The following is an 18,307-nucleotide window of genomic DNA, read 5'->3' as shown; positions in this document are numbered from 1 at the left end:
CTGGCTAACCCTCAAGGTGGCTCGACGGATCGGTGGGGCCGGCGGTGGTTGCGGACAGGACACGGCCGAGACCGGCGATGGTGGGCTCGTCGAAGAAGGCGTGCAGCGGCACATCCACGTCGAACGCGTCACCCACCTCGCCGATCATGCGCATGGCGAGCATGGAGTGGCCGCCGAGGTGGAAGAAGCTGTCCCCGCGGTTCACCTCGTCGACCGGCAGCAGGTCCAGCCAGATCGCCGCGATCCGCAGCTCGGTGCCGGTGCGCGGTGCCTGGGCGGTGCTCGGGGCGACGAGGTCGGCGGTGTGTTCCCGCAGCCGCTGCCGGTCGAGTTTCCCGTTTCGGGTGACCGGGAGCCGGTCGTGGAAGTGGACCTGCGTGGGGACCATCGCGGCAGGCAGCCGCGCGCTCACGTGGTTGAGTAGACCAGAGACAGTGAGCGAAGGATCGGCACGGACGGCGTGCGCCGCCAAGACGGGCTGCCCGGCCGCAGTGGAGGACAGGACGGCGCAGGCCGTCACCGCGTCGTGCTGCTCGATGACGGCCGCCACCTCCCGCGGGTCGATCCGGACTCCGCGGATCTTGACCTGGTCGTCGACGCGGCCGAGCACGGTGAGCGTTCCGTCAGCGCGGAAGCACCCCCGGTCGCCGGTGCGGTGAACCATGTCGGTCGGATCGCCGGTGTGCGGGTTCGGGATGAAGCGGGGCGACAGACCGTCCGCGGTCCCCTCCGGGCCGCGGGTTCTCCACCGGGTCCTGATGACGATCTCGCCAATCTCGCCGACGCCGCACTCCCGGTCACGCGGTCCGAGCACCAGGGCCTGCGCACCGGGAAGCGGCCGTCCGACCGGCTGGGTGCCCGGGTGCGGCGGCGTGGGGACCGGATACCAGCACGTCGCGAGTGTGGTCTCGGTCGGCCCGTAGAGGTTGACGACCTCCGCGGCCGGGAACGCCGCCCGGAACTCGCGCACCAGTGCATCGGTCAGCGGCTCCCCGGCGAAGAGGGCTACACGCAGGTCCGTGCTGACGGGCCCGCCGGACCGCTCGGAGAGCCAGGCCGCCGTCACAGTCGGCACGAGGTGCGCCATGGTGACGTGTTCCCCAGCCAGCCACCCGAGCGGGTCCTCGGGCAGCCGCCCGCCGGGGCGGTCCGGCATGCACAGCGTGGCGCCGGAGACAAGGGGGCAGAACACGTCGCGCAGGACCACGTCGAAGGACGGCTCGGTGAACTGAGCGGCCCGGTCGCCGGAACCGACGCCGAAGACGTCGCGCTGCCAGGCGAGGAAATGGCCGAGTCCCTTATGGGTACCCACGACCGGCTGCGGCTCCCCGGTCGTTCCCGACGTAAAGCACAGGTACGCGGAGTCATCGGCCGCAACTGTGAGGGGCGGCGGGCGGTGCACGTCGGCGCCCGGGCCGTCAGGAGTGCGGCCGGTGGCCGCGTCGATCCGCAGCACGCTGCCGTGTGCAGCCCGCGGCACCTCCTCCCGGTCCGCGCAGACCATCAGGACGGGCCGTCCAACGTCGAGGAGGGCGGCCTGGCGCCGCATCGGGGCGGTCGACCCGATGGGCATCAACACGGCGCCGCTGCGGAGGAGCCCAAGCATGGCCGCCACCAGCCCGAACCCAAACCCGCGCACAGCCACCACGTGCCCCGGTTCCACCCCGGCCGCCGCCAGCGCTGAACACAGCCGTTCCGACCGCTGCCACAGGTCCCGGTAGGACCAGACCCGGCTGGCGTGCTCCACAGCGGGGGCGTCGGGGGTCCGCGCCGCCTGGTCGGCCACCAGCCGGACCACGTCGAGGGCTGCGGGCTCGGACAGCGGCATGCGCGGGTCCGGTAGCACGGCGCGGTGGTCGGGCGGTAGCAGCGAGACCGCGTCCGCCATCCCTGCCGGGGTGTCGACGACTTGCCGCAGCACGTGTTCCAGTTGGGCGAGGAACGCATCGGCATCGTCCAGGGCGACCCGGTCGCCCCGGCAGGTCAGCACGAGCTGCCAGCCGTCGGGACCGGAGACCGTGCGCAGAAGCGCCGGGTACGCGGAGTCGGGGGACCAGCCCGGCGTCATCGGCTCGGCCAGGAGGTCACCCCACCGCAGCAACGGCATTGGCGATTGCGGCGGTTCGACCACCAGGTCCACCGGCCAGGCGCGCTGCTCGTCACCGGAGGCGGAAGCGACGGCGGTCGTGTCGGCACAGCTGACGTCGGCCCCGATGTCGGCCGAGGCTGTGTCGAACGACAGCTCTTGGTACCGGTACGCCTGCTCCACCGCGTCGCGGACCCGGTGGAGCAGGGCCGAGAAGCCGGGAGTGCCGGAGAAGTCCGTACGCACCGCCACCGTGGTCGCGAACTGACCGACGGTTCGCTGCCATGTGGGCCGCCGTCCGGTGGCAGCCGCGCCCACGACCACGTCGGCCGCACCGGTGCGGCGGCCGAGGACGAGTTGGGCTGCGGCGATGAGCAGCATATGGGCGGTGACGCCGACGGCTGCGCCCAGCCGGGTCAGCTCGGCGGCCAGCGCCGCATCCAGCGTGCGGGTGAGGTGGGCGGCCTCGGTTCCTGGTGACGGAGCGTCAGGCGGCCTGAGCGCCGTCCGGCGGGGTGCGTCGGCGAGCCGGTCCGACCAGTACGCCATGTGGCCGTCTGCGAGCCCCGCGAGCACGGCCGACTGCTGACGCACCGCGTCGGCGTAGTCCGCGGTCGGACGGTTCCGCGCCGCCGGTCTGTCGGGCAGAGCGGCCGTGTAGCGTTCGGCGATCTCGGCCAGCAACAGCGTGAACGACCAGTCGTCGCAGGCCAGTCGGTGCACGGCCATGTCGAGCAGGTGCTCGTCGGCCGCGAGGCGGCGCAGCGTAACCCGCAGCGGCTGCCCGACGCGGGTGGCCGTCGTGGCGTCGGACGTGCCGTCTGCGGCTGCCGACTGGGCGGACGATTCCCCGGCGTCCGCTGCGGTCACGATCCGCGGGGATGCTGCGGCACCGAGGTGCTGCCGCAGCGCCCCATCCTCGTCCACGGTGAAGGCGCAGGTCAGCGCGGCGTGGCGGGCGACCAACCCGTCGACTGCCTGCTTGAGTGCCGCGCGGTGCAGGGCCCCTTGGAGCCGGATGGTCCGGTGCGCCCACAGGTCGGCGTCGTCCAGGCGCCCCCCGGCGAGGCGCAGCAGCCGCCGCTGCGCGGGCGTCGCGGGAAGCGCAGGCATCAGTGTTCCCCCGTTTCGGTCGCCTGCCGCAAAGAGTCGTCGACGACGATTCGCATGCCGATCAGGGCCAGGACGACGGTGATCACCCCGCCGCCGAGCAGGACGTAGGGAACCCCAACGAGCTGTGCCACCCCGCCACCGATCAGTGCCCCGACCGGCGCGGCTGCGCCAGCGAGCAGCCGGTAGGCGCCGTTGACGCGGCCAGCGAGATAGTCGGGGACGATGTTCTGGCGCGCCGACACCGTCAGGATGTTCCAGGTCACCGCGCCGCACCCGACCACGGCGAGCAGTAGGCCGGCGAGGACGGCCTTTCCGACGACGCCGAGCAGCAGCGTCGCCAGGCCCTCCAGGAGCATGACCGCGGTCATCACCCGCGCGGCGCCGAAGCGGGTGCCGAGCCAGGTGGCCAGCAGGCTTCCGCATAACGCCCCGGCGCCGATGCACCCGGACAGGACGCCGAAGCCGAGTCCGCTGACGTGGAAGCGGTCCTGGGCGAGCAGCACCAGCAGGCCGACCCAGGCGGAGAAGACCAGGTTGTCCACGGCCACCAGCAGCGCGAGCGTGCGCAGGACCCGGTGGCCCCACAGCCAGCGGGCCCCTTCCACGATTTCCCCGCGCAGCGAACTCGGGCCGGAGGCTGCCTTCTGCGGTCGGCGCTGCTCCTGCCGGATCCCGGCGACCAGGAGGGAGCCGATCCCGTAGGAGACCGCGTTGAGCAGCACCGGTATCCATCCAGAGACGGCGTAGAGGGCGCCGCCCACGGGCCGGCCGACGAAGTCTTTGCAGATGATCCGCACGGCGGACAGCCGGGAGTTGGCGCGTTGCAGCCGGGGCGAGGACCGGGACACGATCTGCGGCAGGATCGACTGGGCGGCTGTGCCGTAGAACGCCTCGCCGGCCGCGATCAGGAACGCGACGGCGACGATCAGCCCGATCGATCCGTGCCCGGTGGCGATCAGCAGCGCCATCAGCGCGACGACCAGGAATCGGACGGCGTCGACGACCGCCATCGTCCTGCGGTGCTCCCACCGGTCCACCAGTGCGCCGGCCGGGAGGCCGAGGATGACGATCGGCACTGCACTGGCGGCGGTGACCAGCGAGATGACCGCGGCGTTGCGCGTGTAGTGCACCGCGAGCAGCGATAGCGAGCTGAGGAACACCCCGTCACCGGTGATCGACACGGTGGCCGAGCCGAGCAGCTTCCCGAAGTCGCCGCTGCGGTCCTGCGGGTCCTGGGGCACCGAGTCTGCCGGTGCACGGCGCGTCGTCACCGCTGCGCCCTACCTCTCCGTGTCCTGGTTCCCGACGTGGTCCTGGTCTGCAGCGCTGTGCGCGTTCCCGGTACCGTCCTGGTGCGTGGTCGTGCTCGCTTTCTCTATGGCGTCCTTGATCCGTGCGGCCACCGAATCCACGATCGGCGGCCAGAGGATCGTGTAGTGGTCGCCGGGTAGCGCAAGGACTTCAAGCGTGTCGCAGAGCGACGCCCAGGGTGTCGCCATGTCCGCGTGACCGCGCGTGTGAATCAGGTGCACAGGGCCGGCGTAGGGCGTCGGCGTGTGCTGGTGGAACGCGTCGTAGAGCCAGACGAACAGCTGGAACCGGGTCAGCAGGTCGGCCTCGGTGAGCAGCCGCAGTGAGGCGTCGTCCGGCTTCAGCGCGGTGATCGATGCGACCACGTCGGCCCACGGCGCGGTCAGGTGGTCTTCGGTGAGCTCGTCCCGTGCGAGCCCGAGGGAGGAGAACAGATCCTCAAGGAAGATCGCCTTAGCTTCGCCGCTGCTGGCTTGCCTCGGTTGCGCGACCGGGTTCGCCGCATCGATCATGACGACCGGCGCGCGGGTTCCATCACGCTTCTCCCACCGCACAGCCAGCTCCTGCGCGATGACGCCGCCCATCGACCAGCCGGCGAGGACCACCGGGCCGTCTGGTCGCGCCCCCAGTAGTTCGTCCAGGTAGCGGGCGGCAAGCCGGGGCACTGTCTCCCCGGTGGGCCGCACTGCCTCGAACGCGAGCACCGTGCAGTTTCCACGAAAGAACTCGATCAGCGGCCCGTAGGCGAAGACACTTCCGCCCACCGGGTGGATCAGCACGAGCGTGGGGCCGCCCGAGAGCTGCCTGATCACCCGGAGGTCGCTGCGGGCAGCGTCGGGGCCCGCCGAGCGCGCCGCCTCCACCAGGTCGGCGAGGGCGGCCAGGGTCGGCGACGCGACCAATTGCCCGATCGGCACGTCGACGCCGAAGTGCGCCGACACGGTGGACAGCATCGTGAAGGCCAGCAGCGAGTGCCCACCGAGCGCGAAGAAGTCGTCGTCCGCGGCAACCTCCTCAACCCCGAGCACATCGCACCACACCTCGGCGATCCGGACCTGTGTCTCACCGGTAGGCCGACGGCCTGGTTCGATGGCTCCGCCGCGCGCGGCCGGCACGGGGAGGGCGGCGTCGTCCACCTTGCCGTTGGCGGTCAGCGGCAGCTGGTCCAGCACCATGACGACCGACGGGATGAAGTGCGCGGGAAGGCGTCTAGCGAGCACTGCGCGGACACCGGACACAGTGATCTCGGCGCCCGGCTCCCGGGCGACGTATCCGACGAGGCTGAGCCGGCCTTCGGCGTTCTCCCGGGCGCGGACCGCCGCGGCGGCGATGCCGGGCAACGCCAGCAGGGCGGCCTCCACCTCCCCGGGCTCGATCCTGACGCCCGACACTTTGACCTGCCGGTCCATCCGGCCGAGGAACTCCAGCCGCCCGTCCGGCAGGAACCGGGCGAGGTCGCCGGTGTGGTAGACCCGCTCGCCCGGCCGATGCGGGAACGGGTTGGGCCGGAACCGGTCGGCCGTCGTCCTCGGGCTGCCGAGGTAGCAGCGGGCCAGCCGGCTGCCGCCGATCACAATCTGCGCGGGGATGTCAGCGGGCACCGGCCGCAGCCGGTGGTCGAGCAGATACGGTTCGCTGGCACAGACCGGCCGTCCGATGGGTACCCGGCTGTGCCGTTCGGGCAGCTCCGAGACGACCTCGAAGGTGGCGAACATGGCTGCCTCGGTCGGACCGTAGATGTGGACGAGGTGACCGGGGAAGCCTCCGTCGACAAGGGTGCGCACGGCTTCGGCGTTTACGGACTCGCCGCCGAACAGCAGGAACCGCAGCGGCGCGGCGGCCAGCGCCTGGCAGTGGCCCTTCTGGTTGACCAGCGCGCTGGTGGGCGCGGCGATGGTGACGGCGCGGTCGGCAATCGCGGTGACGAGGGCCTCCGGGTCCGCGACCTCCTCCTGCGGCAGGATGACGAGGCCGCCGCCGCACGCCAGCGCCGACCAAGTCTCGAACGCCGCGGCGTCGAACGACGGGCTGGCGATCTGGGCCATCCGGTCGCCAGGGCCCAGTGAAGCGTAGTTCGGCCGTCCCACCATCTCCGCGATGCTGCGGTGGGTGAGACAGACACCCTTGGGACGGCCGGTGGAGCCCGAGGTGTACAGCACCACCGCGAGGTTGTCGGGATGGGTCGCGGGCAGGGCGTGGACCTCGCCGGGCGGGACGTCCTCGGCGTCGAGCCGGTCCAGCAGCAGGAGTTCCGTCGTACCCGGCGATATCAGCCCGGCGTGCGCGCTGTCGGTGACGACGATCGCGGGAGCGGCGTCACCGACCATGGCACCCAGGCGCTCCGCCGGATAGCTGACGTCCAGCGGCAGATAAGTACCGCCGGCTTTGAGGATCGCGACCGCGGCTACGACGAAGTCTACCGAGCGCTCAAGGCACACGCCCACGACCGATTCGAGCCTGACCCCGCGGCGCCGCAGAAGCACCGCCAACCTGCCCGAACGGCGTTCGAGCCCACGGTAGGTGAGCCACGACGAGCCGGACGAGACCGCAATTGCATCCGGTGTTACGCGGGCATGGCGCCGCACAAAGCCGTGCAAGCACATCTCATCCATAGCTAAGTGGGGCTGCGATTCCACCGGCACCTGTCGAGAGTTCACGAGCAGTACCGACAAATGGCCCGACAAGATATAGCAATGATGGGCACACTCCCTTGCTGGCAACGGTCCAGAGCAGAGCGCGGCAATCATCACATCGAGCGTCAAGTGGCGTCAACGCCTTCCCTGTTTCCACCCGGGAGCCGTCAACTAACTTTTTTACAAACCTTTGTGATGATGTATCAGCAGATTCGCCGGGGGTGTTGAAGTGCTGCTTGACAGGGTCACTTGGTGCTCCTTAGGTTCGCGTTCGTGAGCGTCGAGCGGTCCTTTCCGAATCCGTCGTGGAAATCAGGCGATCGCACTACCGTCCATCCGGCCTCCTTTACTCAGGAGAGCTACTGGCTGCTCCACCAACTGGAATCGGGGAGTCCGCAGTACACCATCGCCTGGAGCCTCACCTGGCAGGGCGCGGTCGATCCCGGCGCGATGGCCGACGCGTTCGACGCCGTCGTCCGCCGGCATGACGCGCTGCGGACCACCTTCGTCGAGGCGGACGGTGTTCCACTTCAAGTCGTGGCCGCCGAACCAGCGGCGCGCATGACGGTGCGCGATCTCCGCGAGCTGACTGCCGCCGAATTTACCAACCGTGCCGGGACCTTGCGCATCGACGAGGCCGCCGCGCCGTTCGACCTCGCTCGTGGCCCGCTGGTTCGCGCGACCCTGCTCCTCGGCCCCGACAACCGCCAGGAGTTGCTGCTCACCGCGCACCACGCCGTCGCAGACGCTACATCGATGGACATCATCGTCAGAGAGCTGTTCCTCGCTGATCCGGACGAACCGCCGCCGCGGACGCAGTTCACCGAGTACGCCGTAAGGCAGCGTGAGCGGCTCACCCCGGAGGCGCTGGAGACGGAACTCGCCCATTGGTCCGGCCAGTTAGCCGGTGTGCCGACGCTCCTCGACCTGCCGACCGACCGGCCGCGGCACGAGGCAACGTCCTTCCGGGGCAAGCGAGTGCCGCTCGAACTGGACGCTGCCACAATCGGCTCGCTGCGCGCCTTCGCCGCCAACCACAACGCCACCCTGTTCATGGCGCTGCTGGCTGCCATCGGTGTCCTGCTCGGTCGCCAGTCCGGTGAGGAGCGGCTGCTGATCGGCACCCCCGTCGGCGCCCGTCACCGCCCGTCGCTGGCCCGGACCGTCGGGCCGATGGTGAACACCGTCGCGATTCCCGTCGACCTCACCGGCGACCCCGACTTCAGCACCGTGCTGGCGCGGGTCAGGTCTGCGGTCCTGCAGGCGCTCGGCCGTCCTGAGCTGCCCTTCGACCAGCTGGTCGGGCACCTCAACCCGCAACGGCACCCCGGGATGGCGCCCCTGGTCCAGGTGATGTTCACGCTCGCCGAGCAGACGCCCGGCGAACCGCTGCCGGTGACACGGCGGTCGACCGACACGGGGTACACCCGGTTCGACATGACCTTCGCCGTGGACGCCGCGGAGCCAGAGCACGCCACCCTGGAATACCGCACGGACCTCTTCGACGGCGAACGGGCGACGCTCCTCGCGGGGCAGCTCGGCACCGTCCTGGCGGCGGCGCTGGCCAACCCGGGCCGCTCCGTCCACCGGCTGCCCTTACTGACCCCGCAGCAGCGCGCCGCGGCGGTGCACGACAGGAACCGAATACCGCCGCAGACACATGTGTGCGTGCACGAGCTGTTCGAGCGGCAGGCAGCCCGCACGCCGGACGCGGTCGCCGTGGTGTGCGGCGGGCAGCAGGTCACCTACCGGGGGCTCGACCGACGCTCCACCGCAATAGCCCGCCACCTGAGAGCACGCGGCGTCTCCCGCGGGGACCGCGTAGCGCTGCTCCTCGACCGGCGCCCCGACCTCGTCGCCGCGATGCTCGGCGTACTCAAGGCGGGGGCCGCGTATGTGCCGCTGGACCCCGACTACCCGGACAAGCGGATCCGGCTCATCCTCCGCGACTCCAGTGCGGCCCACCTGCTCACCACGCACGCGCTGGCGGGACGTGCCGCGCCAGCGGACGCCGTACCCACCACGTGCGTCGACCGGCTGGGCCCGGTGCCAGCGCCCGCGGTGCCGCCACCTCCGGCCGCGGTGGATCCCGGCGACCCGGCGTACGTCACCTATACCTCGGGGTCGACCGGCGTGCCCAAGGGCGCGATAAACACCCACCGCGGGATCGTCGCGTTCGCGCTGTCCGCAGCGGAGATCTACCACCTCACCGCGGAGGACCGGTGGCTGCAACTGGCCCCGCTCGGCTTCGACGTCCTCTCCGAGGAGATTTACCCGGCACTGCTGGCGGGCGGTTCGGTCGCCCTGCCCGACGGCCCGGCCCCATGGGACCCCGTGGAGCTGTGGCCGCTCGTGCAGCGGACCGGCGCCACCGCAATGTCCACCACACCCTCGGCACTGCTGTCTTGGGCGGTCGACGGGGTGGCGAAGGTTCCCCGCAGCCTGCGGCGCATCATCTTCGGTAGCGAGACCGCGCCGTCGATCCGGGCCTTCGACGCGTGGCGGGACTGGCCGGGAGAGCTCTGGCACACCTACGGACTCACCGAGACGAGCTGCGCCTCCAGCGCATACCGCGTCGATCCGGCCACTGCGCTGGAGGGCGCGCAGATGTCGGTGCCCATCGGGCACCGACTGGCCCGGACCCAGATCTACCTGCTCGACCGGCACATGGAGCCGGTGCCCGACGGCGTCGTGGGGGAACTGTGCATCGGCGGCCCCACGGTGGGGCTCGGCTACTGGAACCGCGCGGAGCTCACGGCGGAGCGCTTCGTCCCCGACCCATACACACAGACGTCCGGCAGCCTGCTGTGCCGTACTGGGGACCTGGCCCGGCGGCTGCCGGATGGGGCGCTGGAGTTCCTCGGTCGCCTCGACGACCAGGTCAAGCTGCGCGGTCTGCGGATCGAGCCGGGCGAGGTCGAGTCGGCGCTGCTCGCCTATCCAGGGCTGCGCCAGGCGGCGGTGGTCGTGGACGGCGGCGAGCGGCTGATCGGCTACGCCGTGCCCGCGCCCGGGCACGATGTGGACGCCGCGGCACTACGAGAGTTCGCCGGGAAACGGCTCCCTGCATACATGGTGCCGGCCGCGATCGAGGTGCTGGACCGGCTGCCGCTGACCCCCAACGGCAAGCTAGACCGGCAGGCGCTTCCCGCACCGCAGTTCAGCGGGAATTCGGGCGACACGCCCCGGAACGAGGTCGAGGCGATCCTCGCCGGTATTTGGGCAGAGCTGCTTGGCCTCGACCGGGTCGGCGTCTACGACAGCTTCTTCGACCTCGGCGGCCACTCCCTGCTCGCAACCCGGATGGCGAGCAGGGTGCGACAGGCGCTGGGCACCGAGCTCTCCGTGCGCGACATCTTCCACCGGCCGACGGTGGCCCTGCTCGCCGAGGAGATCACGCCGGAAAGTACGACCGGGACCGGTGAGGGGGCTGACGCCGCGCCCGGCAGCGGCACGGCACCGCAGGAGACGGCCGCCCCAGCGGAACGGCCGGAGCGGATCCCGCTGTCGTCCGCGCAGATGCGCCTGTGGCTCGTCAACCAAATGCGGCCCGACCTTGCCGACTACCTGATCCCCACGGTGCTGCGGGTCCGAGGCGCCCTTGACCTGACCGCGCTGGCCGCCGCGTTCACCACCCTGGTGGCGCGGCACGAGTCGCTGCGCACCCGGTTCATCCTCGGCCCAGACGGAGAACCGCACCAGATCGTGGACCCTCCCCGGCCGGTCGAGGTCGACGAACACGACCTCTCGGCTGTTAACGACATGCCCGAGCGGTGCCAGCGGGCCCAGAAGCTCATCGCGGCGGAGACCTCTCGCCCGTTCGACCTGGCCAAGGAACCGATGCTGCGGGTCGCCGTCATCCGGTCGACGGCTGACGACGCGACGGTCGTCGTCTCAGTGCACCACATCGCGGCGGACGGCTGGTCCATGGACCTGCTGGCGAGGGAACTCACCGCCTGCTACGCGGCCGAGTCGGCCGGCCGCTCTCACGGTCTGCCGGAACCGCGGCTTCAGGCCGCGGACTTCGCTCTGGCGGAGCAGGACCCGTTGCAGGTCGCCGAGCAGGAGCGCCAACTCGACTACTGGCGGCGGCAGCTGGCCAACGTTCCGGAACTGGCCCTGCCGACCGACCGGCAGCGGCCGGTGAAGCTGTCGGGAGCGGGCGCGTCGCTGCCACTCGAGGTGTCGCCGGAGACTGCCGCGCGGTTGCGCGCTCTAGGCGCCGAACTCAACGCTTCCCTGTTCATGGTGATCCTGGCTGCGTTCGCGGTGGTGCTGTCCCGCTGGAGCCGGCAGGACGACATCGTCGTCGGCGTGCCCGTCGCGGGCCGCAACCGGACCGACGCCGAGGACGTGGTCGGCTGCTTCGTCAATGACCTGGTGATGCGGGTCGACCTCGCGGGCGCACCCTCGTTCACCGACCTGGTGACGCGCGTGAAGCAGATGTCTCTGGACGCGTACGCGCACCAGGACGTGCCGTTCCAGCGACTGGTCGAGGAGCTGGCCCCGAACCGCCGAAACGGACGCAATCCACTGTTCCACGTCGGGTTCGCGCTGCAGAACGCGCCCGACGCGCACTGGTCGCTCCCCGGGCTGGACGTCACACCGCTGCCGGTGGAGACCACCGCGGTCAAGTTCGAGCTCTCGCTGATACTGCGAGGGCGGCCGGACGGCGGCATCGAGGGCACCCTCTCCTTCTCCACCGAAGTGTTCGACGGCACCACGGCCAGCGGGATGGCGGCGCACATTGCCCGGGTGCTCGACGCCGTGGCAGAGCGGCCGAACGTCTCGATCAGCCAGATCGACTTGATGGCCCCCGGCGAGCGCCGCCACTTGCTCCACGAACTCAACGCCACCGCAGCGCCGTTCGCCGACCAGGTGCCCGTCCACCGACTGGTGGAGGAGCAGGCCGCGCACGCACCGGAGGCGATCGCGGTGGTCTGCGGGGACCGGCACCTCAGCTACCGCGGACTAAACGCGCGGGCGGACCGGCTCGCTCGCCACATCGCCGACCGCGGCACCAGGCTGGGCGACCTGGTCGCCGTGCACCTCGACCGCGGCATCGACCTGGTCGTCGCCCTGCTCGCGATATGGAAGGCCGGCGCGGCGTACGTCCCGCTCGACCTGGACCACCCCGCGGCGCGGCTGCAGTTCATGCTCGCCGACACCCGGGCGTCCCTGCTACTCACCACCACGGCGCTGGCCCGGACCTTCCCGGACGCGGACGTGGCGGTCTTGGCCGTGGACGATCTGCCGTCCAGTCCCGAGTTCGCGCACCGGCTGCCCCGGCCGGGCCCGGACGACCTTGCGCACGTCCTCTACACCTCCGGCTCCACCGGCCGACCCAAAGGCGTCGTGATCCAGCACCGGTCCATCGCCCGGGTCGTGCACGACACCTCCTACCTCCGCGTCAAGCCCGGCGACCGGGTCGTCCAGGCGTCGAACGTCTCCTTCGACGCCTACACGTTCGAGTGCTGGGCGACCCTGACGTCCGGCGCGACGCTGGTGGTGCTGCCCACCCCAACCGTCCTCGACCCCGCCGATTTCGCCACCGCGCTGCGCGAGCACGGCATCACGGTGCTATACCTCACGGCGGGGCTGTTCAGTCAGCACCTGACGGCCGACCCCGCGCTCACGGACGGGATCCGCGAGCTGGGGTACGGCGGCGAGAAGATAGACCGCACCGCCGTGGACGCCCTGGTCCGGCGGGCGGCGGCGCCCCGCACAGTCCGCAACATGTACGGCCCCACCGAGACCACCACGTTCGCCACCTCCTACGAGGTGGCGGCTCCCACGACGCGGCAGGCGCCGGCCGCGGGGCCGTGGGCCACCGAAGCATCCGCGCGGCCTTCGGCCCGCCGGCCCTCGATGCCGATCGGCAGCCCTCTCCCGAACACCGAGGTGTACGTGGTGGATCCGACCGGCGAGCCCGTCCCGGCCCATGTGCCTGGTGAGCTGCTGATCGGCGGCCCCGGGGTTGCCGCCGGGTACTGGCGGCGCCCCGAGCTGACAGCCGAACGGTTCGTGCCGAACCCCTTCGCCCGGACCCCGGCCCCCGGGGCGTCGCTCCGGCTGTACCGGACAGGCGACTTGGTGCGGTGGCTGCCGGACGGCTCGCTAGAGTTCCTCGGCCGGATGGACGGCCAGGTCAAACTGCGCGGGCAGCGGATCGAGCCGGGTGAGGTCGAGTCGGCGCTGCTGGCCCACCCAGGAGTGCGGCAGGCGGTCGTGGTCGTCGACGGAGGCGAGCGCTTGGTCGGTTACGTCGTGCCGGCGCCTGGGCACCGACTCGATGCCCCGAAGGTGAGGGAGTTCACCGGCGCGCACCTGCCTGCGTACATGGTCCCGGCCGCCGTCGTCGTCCTGGACCGGCTGCCGCTGACCACCAACGGCAAGCTCGACCGGCAGGCCCTGCCCGCGCCGCGGTTCACCGGAACCGCCGACGACCGGCCCCGGAACCGGACCGAGACGATACTGGCCGAAATCTGGGCCGAGCTGCTCGAGGTCGAGCAACTCGGCGTCCACGACAACCTCTTCGACCTCGGCGGCCACTCCCTGCACGTTCCCCGGCTGGCCGGTGCGGTACGGCGCGCCTTCGGGGTGCACATCCCGCTGTCCGCCGTGTTCGAGTCCCCGACGGTCGCCGGCCTCGCCCGGCACATCGAACGTGCGCTCACCACTGCGCGCGACGAAGTCATCCGTCCCGCCACGGCACCCGATCACGCTCCACTCAGCCACGCCCAGGAGGGCATCTGGTTCGACCACCAGCTCCGGCCGGACAGCTCCGAGTACAACAGTGGCAGCGCCTACCGGATCCGCGGGCCGCTGGACACCGCCTGCCTGGTCGGGTGCCTGAAGACGCTAATCGACCGTCACCGGTCGCTGCGGGTGGTGTTCCGACTGGAGAACGGCGCTCCGATGCAGCGGGTGCGCCCGCCCCAGGAGGCTAACGTCACGGTAAGGGACCTGGGCGACCTGCCCGCCGCCGAACGCGAGCAGACCATGCGCCGGATCGTCGACGCCGAGGCGGCCCGGCCATTCGCCCTGTCTGCGGCGCCGCCCGTGCGCTGCTCCGTGCTGCGGTTGGCCGACGACGACCATGTGCTCATCCTCTTCGTCCACCACATCGTCTTCGACGGCTGGTCCAACGGCATTTTGCTGCGCGAGCTGACCGCGCTGTACGGGACGCGGCGGCACGGCGCACCGGATGCGCTGCCACCGCTGCCGATCTGGTACGGCGACTACGTCGCCTGGCAACGCGAGCACATCGACGACGAGGCGCTCGCCGGGCAGCTCGACTACTGGGTCCAGGAGCTCCGCGACGCGCCCGCCCGGCTCGCCGTGCCGGAGGCCCGCTCAGCCGACCCCGCCGTCGATGCGGCCCCGGCCACCGGCACTCGGCGCCTCTTCACGCTGCCCCTCGACGCCACCGAACGGCTGGAGCAGCTGAGCCGCGAGGAGGGCGTCACCCTGTTCGTGGCTCTGTTGTCGGGCCTCGGCATCGTCCTGCACCAGTACACGCGGCAGGACGACGTCCTGGTCGGCGTCCCGGTGGCGGACCGTACCCGGCCGGAGACCCAGGGTGTGGTCGGGCTGTTCTTGAACGTCCTAGCCATGCGGCTGCGGTTGGACGGCCGGCCGACCGTCCGCGAACTGCTCGGCCGCGTCATGCGCACGGTGTCCAGCGGCCTCGCTCACCAGGACGTGCCGTTCAGCAGAGTGGTGTCCGCCCTGCGGCAGGCTCGCGGGAACACACCGTCCGCCTCGCCGGCGCAGGTGCTGTTCACCTTCACGCCCGCCTCTGAGTCGGACGCCGAGCGGCCCGAGCTGGCCCTCGAACCGGTGGTGGCGCACCGCGACTCCGCCCCGGCCGACATGGTCGTCGCCTTCTGGCGCACTCCCGCCGGATTGACCGCGGAACTCTCCGTTGCCCGGACGCTGTTCACCCCGGACAGCGCCGCCCGCTTGGCGGACCGGCTGCGGCTACTGCTGGAGAACCTCACCGCCCGGCCGGACGCGCGGGTGGCGGACCTGGACCTCACCACGGACGAGGAGCGCATGGACGCCCTGCGGTGGAGCGTCAGCGCGCCCTCGCCCTTCGACGGCCCTTTGGACCGATGAAAGCATCACACAACCCGCCCCCGGAGAGTCGAGGAGACGCCTGATGATGGACACGGACACGCAGGACTATCGGGTCGTCGTCAACGCCGAGCAGCAGTACTCGATCTGGCCGGTCGACCGGGAACTTCCCAGCGGCTGGGACGATGTCGGTGTGTCGGGCGGGAAGCAGCACTGCCTCGACCACATCGCGCGGGTCTGGACCGACATGCGGCCGCTCTCTGTGCGCAGGCGGATAGCCGAACAGGCGGTTACGGCGCCGGAGAACGACCTGGTGGCGGACGAACCGCCGGAGGAGCCGCCGTCGCTGGTGTCCCGGCTGTCGGCACAGGAGCACCCCGTCGAGCTGCGGCTGCGCGACGGGGAAGACCTCGCACTGATCGTCGCCCGCGGGCATGTGCGGCTGTATTTCCCGGCCACGCAGGGCGGGACCGAACTGACGGTGCCCGTCGACCGCGCTGCTAGCGACCTTTCTGCCGCAGAAGCCGGCTTGGGGTCGGGGACCGTCCGGGTCGTGGGCGAGTTCGTGCTCGACTACGAACGGGTACGGTGCGAGGCCACGGTCGAGCTGGCGTCGCTCGCCGGACGCGGCCGGCTGCGGCCGGTGCCGGAGCAGGCGGCCCATGCCTGACCGCGCCGACCCGCTGTTCCCGGTCCTATGGACGGCCGGGCCCGCCACCAGCGCGACCGGTGATCCGATCCGGCCAGCGGCCGTCGGGGCGAGCGCCTGCGCCGCCGCCGCGTATGCCCTGGCGACCCGGTACGCCGGGCAGCCGCCCGCCGAGCTCCTCGTCCGTGCTCGCGGCGCGGGCGCCTGGACGGCGGCCCCGGTCCGAGGTCTGGGGCCGAACCCGACGATGGGCGCCCTCCGCGCCGCGCTGTCACTGCCGTATGCAGATGATTCCGCGAGCGTGGCGTCCTACGGCGCCGCGGATGTGATCTCGGCCAGCACCGTGACCACCGTAGACGTGGCGCTCGGCGAGTCCGTGACACTGCGCTTCGCGTCACACCCGGACGCCACCTGGACGGTCACCGTCAACGGTGCGGCGACGCCGGCTGATAGCGAGGCACTGGCCAGAATAGCCGCCCACGTCGGCGCCTATCTGCTCGCTCCGGACGACGCGTCCATTGGCTCCGTCGACCACCGCACCGAGGCCGAGCGTGCGCTCCTCGCAGAAGTCAACAGCACCGCCGCTCCGCTGCCGGAGACTGCCTGTCTGCACGAGCACATCGAGGCCGTCGCCCGGGCCATGCCGGACCGCATCGCGGTGGAACAGGGCGGGACGGTCCTCAGCTATGGGCGGCTCGACCGGCTGGCCAACGCGCTGGCCGCGCGAATCGGCGCCTGCGGTGTCGGTCCCGGTGGACGGGTCGGCGTCGCTGCCACCCGGAGCGTCGAGCTGGTGATCGCGGCGTACGCAGTGCTCAAGGCCGGCGCGGCGTACGTGCCGCTCGACCCGCTGCTGCCCGGTGCCCGGCAGGACGCGCTGCGTCGGATCGGCCGGGTCGACCTCATGATCACCGCCCCCGGTCACGACGGCACGGCCGAGGACGCGCAGACGCCGGTGATCGTCGTCGACTCGGCCGCCGGTCTTCCGTCGGCGCCGCGCGGACCGGCGCTGCCCGTCCACGGGTCCGACCTCGCCTACGTCATCTTCACCTCGGGATCGGCGGGGAGCCCCAAGGCCGCGATGCTCGACCACGCGGGCCGCGCCAACATGCTGACCGATCTGAGCTGCCGGATCGGCCTCGGGCCCGGCGACCGAGTGCTGGCCGTGTCGTCCCCGAGCTTCGACATCAGCATTCTCGACCTCTTCTCGACGCTGATGGTCGGAGCCACGGTGGTGCTGCCCGACCGCGGCAAGGAGAACGACGTCCAGCACTGGGCGGATCTGGTGGCGGAGCGCGGCATCACGGTGTGGGAGTCGGTGCCCTCGCTGCTGGCCCAGTTCCTCACCATCTGGCGGACCGATCGCGGTGGCGCCATCCGGGCCGTCTTGGTCGGCGGCGACTGGATCCCGATGGACCAACCGGGCGCCGTGTGGCGGGCGTTCCCCGGTGCGCGGATCATCGGTATCGGGGGTGCCACCGAGGTGTCGGTCGCCAGCGTCACCTACCCCATCGAGGGCGTGGACCCGGCATGGCGGTCGATCCCGTACGGCCGGCCCATGGTCAACCAGACCGCGTATGTACTGGACGCGTTTGACCAGCCTGCGGGCATCGACCAGCCCGGCGATCAGGTCCTCGGCGGTGTCGGTGTCGGCTGGGGCTACCTGGGCGACGCCGCTCTGACCGCGGAGAAGTTCGGTCCGGACCCCTTCAGTGGTGTGCCGGGCGCACGCATGTACCGCACCGGCGACATGGTGCGGATGCGCCGTCAGGGCGAGGTGGAGATCCTTGGCCGGATCGATCATCAGGTCAAGGTGGGCGGGGTGCGCGTCGAACTCGGCGAGATCGAGTCCTGTCTGCGGGAGCATCCAGCGTTGCGCGAGGCCGTGGTGGTCCCGGTACGCGACGAGGCCGGCCGCGTCCAGGCGCTCGCGGCCTATCTCCTGTGCACGCAGACAGTAGCGGACGCGGAGGAGGTGGCCCGGTCGGCGCGCATGCATCTTGCCGAGCGGCTCCCGTCGAGCATGGTGCCCGCCCGGATCGAGGTCCTGTCGGAGCTGCCGGTCACCAGTAACCGCAAGATCGCGCGGCGTGAGTTGGAGGCACGGGCGACCAGGGCGCACTCGTCCGCGGAGTCGGCCGTGCCCGCCGACAGCGACGTGATGGCTGCGGTGGGCGAGATCTGGTTTGAGGTGCTTGGCCTCACCGAACCGCCGGACGCGGAGCGGTCGTTCCTCAATATGGGCGGCGGGTCGCTGGCGGCCATGCAAGTAGTCAACCGACTGAACCGGAGGTTCGACACCGACGTAAGCGTCGCCGATCTGATCGGCGCGGACACGATGGCCCAGGTGGCCCGGATCGTTACCGACCGTCGCGGCAGACGGCGGCGGCCCGCCCTGGTGCGGCGCCGGTGAGGCGCCGCAGCCCGCGTCCCCTC

At 71.3% G+C, this 18,307-nt stretch carries 6 protein-coding genes; 3 read left to right on the top strand and 3 right to left on the bottom strand.

The window, feature by feature from the left end; translation table 11 throughout:
- Nucleotides 1-4: 4 nt before the first annotated feature.
- From CRP49_RS36250 to CRP49_RS36240, 3 genes are read right to left on the bottom strand one after another with little or no spacing between them, the layout of a single operon-like run.
- Nucleotides 5-3,199, bottom strand: coding sequence for an AMP-binding protein (locus tag CRP49_RS36250; protein WP_097257116.1), 3,195 nt, complete (start codon nt 3,197-3,199; stop codon nt 5-7).
- Nucleotides 3,199-4,470 carry an MFS transporter gene (locus CRP49_RS36245; RefSeq protein ID WP_097257115.1) on the bottom strand — a complete coding sequence of 424 codons (1,272 nt, stop codon included), beginning with the start codon at nt 4,468-4,470 and terminating at the stop codon, nt 3,199-3,201. Before CRP49_RS36245 ends, CRP49_RS36250 begins: the two co-directional genes overlap by 1 nt.
- A 9-nt stretch (nt 4,471-4,479) precedes the next feature.
- Nucleotides 4,480-7,272, bottom strand: a complete 2,793-nt coding sequence (locus tag CRP49_RS36240) for an amino acid adenylation domain-containing protein (RefSeq protein ID WP_097257114.1) — start codon at nt 7,270-7,272, stop codon at nt 4,480-4,482.
- Between the two features lie 144 nt (nt 7,273-7,416).
- Between CRP49_RS36240 and CRP49_RS36235 the strand changes: the two genes are divergently transcribed.
- From CRP49_RS36235 to CRP49_RS36225, 3 genes are read left to right on the top strand one after another with little or no spacing between them, the layout of a single operon-like run.
- On the top strand, nt 7,417-15,264 hold the full coding sequence (locus tag CRP49_RS36235) for an amino acid adenylation domain-containing protein (RefSeq protein ID WP_179851864.1): 7,848 nt from the start codon (nt 7,417-7,419) through the stop codon (nt 15,262-15,264).
- Nucleotides 15,265-15,307: 43 nt separating this feature from the next.
- Nucleotides 15,308-15,892 carry an MbtH family NRPS accessory protein gene (locus CRP49_RS49315; RefSeq protein WP_218892987.1) on the top strand — a complete coding sequence of 195 codons (585 nt, stop codon included), beginning with the start codon at nt 15,308-15,310 and terminating at the stop codon, nt 15,890-15,892.
- Nucleotides 15,885-18,284 carry a non-ribosomal peptide synthetase gene (locus CRP49_RS36225; protein ID WP_097257112.1) on the top strand — a complete coding sequence of 800 codons (2,400 nt, stop codon included), beginning with the start codon at nt 15,885-15,887 and terminating at the stop codon, nt 18,282-18,284. Before CRP49_RS49315 ends, CRP49_RS36225 begins: the two co-directional genes overlap by 8 nt.
- The last annotated feature ends 23 nt before the right edge of the window (nt 18,285-18,307 follow it).

The sequence above is a fragment of the Streptomyces sp. Ag109_G2-15 genome (assembly GCF_900215565.1).
GTDB lineage: Bacteria > Actinomycetota > Actinomycetes > Streptomycetales > Streptomycetaceae > Streptomyces > Streptomyces diastatochromogenes.
The sequence above is the reverse complement of the archived record's forward strand: the minus strand, read 5'-3'. Positions and strand labels throughout refer to the sequence as shown.